The sequence below is a fragment of the Muricoccus roseus genome (genome assembly GCF_900141905.1).
GTDB lineage: Bacteria > Pseudomonadota > Alphaproteobacteria > Acetobacterales > Acetobacteraceae > Roseomonas > Roseomonas rosea.
In genome coordinates this window covers 1-4,812 of the sequence record NZ_FQZF01000070.1, presented here as the reverse complement: position 1 = coordinate 4,812, position 4,812 = coordinate 1, and the positions used below count along the sequence as shown (strand labels likewise).

Genomic DNA, 4,812 nt, shown 5'->3' with positions numbered 1-4,812 from the left:
TTCCATTCCCGCGCGCCAGGTGACGTGCCAGCTGCGGGGGCGGCCGGCGCGGCAGCGCAGCAGGTCCAGCGTCCATTGCGGGTCGCCCAGGTCATGCATCGAGCCGCCGGCGCGCCCGGTCACGCGCCAGCGCGTGGTGGCCAGGGACGGGCCCTCATCTTCCTCGGAATCCCGCAGCAGCAGCCCGATCCCGCCGCCGGTTTCCGCCGCCAGCTGCAGGCGGCGCATGGCGGTGCCATCGGGCTTTTCCCCCACCAGCAGCACGGCCGAGATGGCGGAGCAGCGCAGCGCTTCCTCGGTGGCCCAGAGCGCGTCCTGGTGGTTGGCGGGTTGGGCGACGATGAGGCGGGAGGGAGGGAGGCCGAAGCCCATCAGCCCTGGGGGCCAGGGATCGGGCTCGCGCGCGATCCAGAACACCGTGCCGCCGGAGCGCGCCATCAGCAGGGCCGCGAAGCCCGCCGCCGCCCCTGCGCCATCGGAGAGGATTTCATGCAATGCGGCGCGGGGCAGCCCGCCGCCGGGCAGGTGGCGGTCCATCTCGGGGCAGAGGGGGATGGCGGGGGGCTCCTCCCGCTCCTCCAGCCCGGCCCTCTCAATTCGGGCGACTCGGGCCCGCAAGGCGGCCATGACGGCATGCCGGTCCATCCCGTCCGAGCTCATTTGCATCGACTCGCCGATTTTTCCGGTGGCGTGACAATCCTCTTCCGGGGCCTTCGGAAACGGGCCAGGAGCGGCACCGGCGCGGGGTCGGAAAGGCGAATCAGGGGGCATGCTTGTTCATACTATGTTCTGGATTGGGCCGCACTCTCCAAGACCATGTGGTCCCGTAAGTGCCGAATGCATGCAGGCGCAGCCTCGGGCCGCAGGATGTGAAGCCGGCAAGGAGAGGTGCCCCCGATGATCCCCCGTCGTGGCCTACTGGCCCTTCTGCCGATGTCCGCCCTTTCCGCCTGCTCCGGGCTTCCGGCCCCGGAAGCCGCGGGCACGCCCATCGGCACGCTGGTCTGCTCCGGCTTCGCGGCGCTGCATGCGGATGGGCCGGGCGTGCCGGGGCCGCTGCTCGGCTCGGCGGTGGCCGTGGCGCCGGGGCGGGTGGCTTGCACCACCCATGCCCTGCCGCGCGGGGCTCAGGCGGTCTGGCTGCGGCGGGGCGATGGCGCGCCCGCCCGGCGCGTTCGGGTGCTGGCGAGCAGCCCGCGCATGGACCTATCGATCCTGGGCGACGAGGAGGGGCTTCTCGCCCCCGCCAAGCCCTGTGGGCGTGCGGTGATGGCGGGCGACCCGGTCTGGGCGGCCGGGATGCCGGGGGTCGGTCCCGGTGTTGCGGCCGGGGCGGTGGAAATTCCCGATGCCATCCTGCCGCGCTTCGGCCGCGGCTTCACGGCCCGCCTGCCGGCGCTGATGGGCTATTCGGGCGGGCCCGTGGTGGGGGCGGATGGTCATCTGCGCGGGCTAGTGGCGGCGCTGCCCGATGGCGGGGGAGCGAATGCCCTGGCCCTGCTCGCCGGTATGGACCTCGACGGCCTCGCCGGAGGGCGAAACCGCCGGGTCTTCATCCTCTCCATCCATGAGGTGATGGAGGAGGCCTCACGGCTCGGCCGCACGGCTTAGCGGTGCCGTCGGACCTGCGGCCGAGCGAGGTTCAGCCACGCCGCTCGAGGTCCCAGGGAACCCGCGCGGTCTCGCGTTCCGCCTCCAGCCGGTTGATGCCGATATCGGCCAGCATCCGGTCATCGAGCGTGGCCAGGATACGGCGTTCCTCGATCGCGCGGGCCATGCGAGCGACCATCGCCAGCCAGCCCTGGGCCGGGACGCGACGGGTGACAAAGGTGGCCCCCCGGGCGAGGGCGCTGCTGGAAACGACGTGACCGGACATGGATGCGATCCTCTTCTGCTGGATGTCGCAAGGAGAGGATCGGCCCGGCATCGTCATAAGGGAAACGAGTTGTTTTGAATTTCGGCATCAGCGATGCTGATGTCGTCATGATCAGCATCCCTGCCGGCCTCGATCCCGACCTGCTGCGCTCCTTCGTGCTGGTGGCCGAAGGCGGCAGCGTGACCCGCGCGGCGGCGCGTGTGGGGCGCACGCAATCCGCGGTTTCCATGCAGATGCGGCGGCTGGAGGAGGCGCTGGGCCAGCCCCTCCTGCTCCGCGGCCCCAAGGGCCTGTCACCTACCCCCCACGGGGTCTGGCTGCTCGACCGGGCGCGGCGCCTGCTCGCCATGCATGACGAGATCGTGACCAACTTCCGCTCCCCCGAGATCTCGGGCCATGTGCGGCTGGGCTGCCCGGATGATTACGCCCTGCTCTGGCTGCCGCCGATCCTGGCCCGCTTCGCCGAGGCGCATCCCGCCGCCGAGGTGGAGGTGGTCTGCCTTCCCTCCACCGCGCTGCTGCATTGCTTCGACAAGGGCGAGCTCGACCTCACCCTGTTCTCCGCGGGCAACGAGGCGCCGGGCGTGCAGGCGGAGACGCTCTGGCGCGGTCCGCTGCGCTGGGTGGGGCCGGCCGCGCGGCCGATGCATCTGGTGCGGCCGCTGCCCCTGGTGCTCTGCCATACCGGCTGCACCTGGCGGGTGGCAGCGACGAATGCGTTGGGAAAGGCGGGGATGCCGTGGCGCATGGCCTATTCCTCCGCATCCCAGACCGGCACCCATGCGGTCGTGCTGGCCGGGCTGGGGGTGACGGTAGGCCTCTCCGTGGCCCTGCCGGCCGGGCTGCGCCTGCTCAGCCCGGAGGATGGAATGCCGGATCTGCCGGAGCTGGAGATCGCGCTGCTGCAGCATCCCGGTGCCGCGGCGGCGGCGCTGGCGGACCATATCCGCGCCGGCTTCGGCGAGCAGTCCGGCTTCAGCGCGCGCGCCGCGTGAGGGGAGGGGGCGCATGGGGCGCAACCGGAATGGGTTGCGCCCCATGCGCCCAGAGTCGAAGCTGCGCCCGGACGCCCGGGAACAGGGCGGAGAGACGTTCAAGGAGCACAGCATGATCCGAAGCCCGAACATGGGCCGGCGTGGGCTGATCGTGGCAACCGCTGCTGGCCTTGCCATGCCCTCGGTCCTGCGGGCGCAAGGCGCCTGGCCGGAGCGGCCCATCCGCCTCATCGTTCCCTGGCCGCCAGGCGGCTCCACCGATGCGGTGGCGCGGATCTTCCAGCCCCGGCTCGCCGAGATACTGGGCCGCCCCGTGGTGATCGATAACCGTGGCGGCGCCTCAGGTTCGATCGGCGCGGGGGAGGCCGCGCGCGCGGCGCCCGACGGATATACCTGGCTTCTGGCCTATGACACCGAGGCGACGAACCAGACGGTGATGCGCCTGCCCTACAAGGCGTTGGAAGCCTTCACGCCCACCTGCCTCGTCGCGACAGGCCCGTTGGCGCTGGTCGCGCACCAGTCCACCCCCTATCGCACCTACCAGGACGTCGTGGACGCCGCGAAGAAGGCGCCGGACACGATCAACTACGCCACCTCCGGCGTCGGCGGGCTGGCGCATGTGAGCACCACGCTACTGCAGCAGAAGGGTGACTTCCGCATCACCCATGTGCCCTATCGCGGCGGCGGGCCGGCCGTGTCGGACGCGGTGGCGGGGCATGTGCCTCTGTTCATGTCGAACGTCGTCATCATCAGCCAGCACATCAAGAACGGCATCCTGAGGCCGCTGGGTGTGACCACCCGGACGGCCTCGCGCCACGTGCCGGGGACGAAGTCCTTCGCCGAGCAGGGGGTGGGCGACTTCGAGGCCCCGACCTGGTGGATGCTGATGGGGCGGGCTGGGACGCCCGAGCCGATCCTGGCCCGCATGAGCGCAGCCATCCGGCAGGCCGTGCAGGACCCGGAAGTGCGCCAGAAGATCGAGGAGCAGGGGGCGGATGTGGTCGCCTCCACCCCCGAGGAGGCGCGGCGGTTCCTGGCGACGGAGATCGACAAATGGGGCGGCGTGATCCGGAGCGCCGACATCCGGGCCGACGGCTGAAGAAGGGAAGGGCGCCGGCAGGCGCCCTTTCCGCTGCCTCCGGGGCAGAGGCTTCGTGATGCCTGCGGAAAGTCATGAAACCGACCGAAAAGGGGTTTGACGGCCCGCCGGAGCGCCCATATAAGCCGCCCACGCCGACGGACGAAGCGCCTGAAACGCTCCGCCCCACCGGCTCCTCCCTCGGATGCAGGGTCGGTCATCAGGTGGCTCAGAAGAGCTGCCCGGTGACGCTTCTCGCCTCCAAGGGTTCGTTCCTTGAAAATCATATCTGATTTCCTGAAGACGAGAAGAGATTTGTGGCTCTTGCCTTGGTCTTGGGTGGTTTGGTCTGTGATGGGCTGGACGGCTTAGGGCTGGACGTTGATGGGGGAGGGATGCGTGGCCAGTGCTGCGTGTTCTGATCTGATTGCGTGGGCGTGGGTTACGGGTAGTAGAAGTGAGCGAGTGGAGTTTTGGTTAGGGTCCCTCGGAAGTGTGGAAGTCCTTTGGGGCTGAAGCATGGATGAACTTGAGAGTTTGATCCTGGCTCAGAGCGAACGCTGGCGGCATGCTTAACACATGCAAGTCGCACGGGCAGCAATGTCAGTGGCGGACGGGTGAGTAACGCGTAGGAACATGTCCATGAGGTGGGGGACAACCCTGGGAAACTGGGGCTAATACCGCATATCGGCTGAGGCCGAAAGCCTTCGGGCGCCTTTGGAGTGGCCTGCGTTCGATTAGCTTGTTGGTGGGGTAATGGCCTACCAAGGCTACGATCGATAGCTGGTCTGAGAGGACGACCAGCCACACTGGGACTGAGACACGGCCCAGACTCCTACGGGAGGCAGCAGTGGGGAATATTG

General features: G+C 69.3%; 5 protein-coding genes and 1 rRNA gene. 4 read left to right on the top strand and 2 right to left on the bottom strand.

Going from position 1 to position 4,812, the window contains the following annotated elements:
• Positions 1 to 645, bottom strand: a 645-nt coding sequence (locus BUB97_RS25280) for an ImuA family protein (protein WP_175562749.1), incomplete at its 3' end; no start/stop codon positions are given.
• Positions 646 to 897: 252 nt separating this feature from the next.
• On the opposite strand from BUB97_RS25280, the gene BUB97_RS25275 reads away from it, so the two are divergent.
• Positions 898 to 1,611, top strand: a complete 714-nt coding sequence (locus BUB97_RS25275; protein WP_073140691.1) for a serine protease family protein — start codon at positions 898 to 900, stop codon at positions 1,609 to 1,611.
• A 31-nt stretch (positions 1,612 to 1,642) separates the two neighbouring features.
• On the opposite strand, the gene BUB97_RS25270 is transcribed toward BUB97_RS25275, so the two are convergent.
• Positions 1,643 to 1,876 carry a DUF1127 domain-containing protein gene (locus BUB97_RS25270; RefSeq protein WP_073140689.1) on the bottom strand — a complete coding sequence of 78 codons (234 nt, stop codon included), beginning with the start codon at positions 1,874 to 1,876 and terminating at the stop codon, positions 1,643 to 1,645.
• A 107-nt stretch (positions 1,877 to 1,983) separates the two neighbouring features.
• On the opposite strand from BUB97_RS25270, the gene BUB97_RS25265 reads away from it, so the two are divergent.
• The 3 genes from BUB97_RS25265 to BUB97_RS25255 all read left to right on the top strand — a co-directional run.
• Positions 1,984 to 2,871: a LysR substrate-binding domain-containing protein gene (locus tag BUB97_RS25265; protein ID WP_073140697.1), complete on the top strand. Its 888-nt coding sequence runs from the start codon at positions 1,984 to 1,986 to the stop codon at positions 2,869 to 2,871.
• Between the two features lie 112 nt (positions 2,872 to 2,983).
• On the top strand, positions 2,984 to 3,970 hold the full coding sequence (locus BUB97_RS25260) for a Bug family tripartite tricarboxylate transporter substrate binding protein (RefSeq protein WP_086062564.1): 987 nt from the start codon (positions 2,984 to 2,986) through the stop codon (positions 3,968 to 3,970).
• A gap of 504 nt (positions 3,971 to 4,474) precedes the next feature.
• Positions 4,475 to 4,812 (top strand): 16S ribosomal RNA (locus BUB97_RS25255); the annotation flags it as partial.

Excerpts from the sequence above, each read along its gene's own strand:
- BUB97_RS25270 (WP_073140689.1), bottom strand. The coding sequence starts at position 1,876 with ATGTCCGGTCACGTCGTTTCCAGCAGCGCCCTCGCCCGGGGGGCCACC.
- BUB97_RS25265 (WP_073140697.1), top strand. The coding sequence starts at position 1,984 with ATGATCAGCATCCCTGCCGGCCTCGATCCCGACCTGCTGCGCTCCTTC.
- BUB97_RS25275 (WP_073140691.1), top strand. The coding sequence starts at position 898 with ATGATCCCCCGTCGTGGCCTACTGGCCCTTCTGCCGATGTCCGCCCTT.
- BUB97_RS25260 (WP_086062564.1), top strand. The coding sequence starts at position 2,984 with ATGATCCGAAGCCCGAACATGGGCCGGCGTGGGCTGATCGTGGCAACC.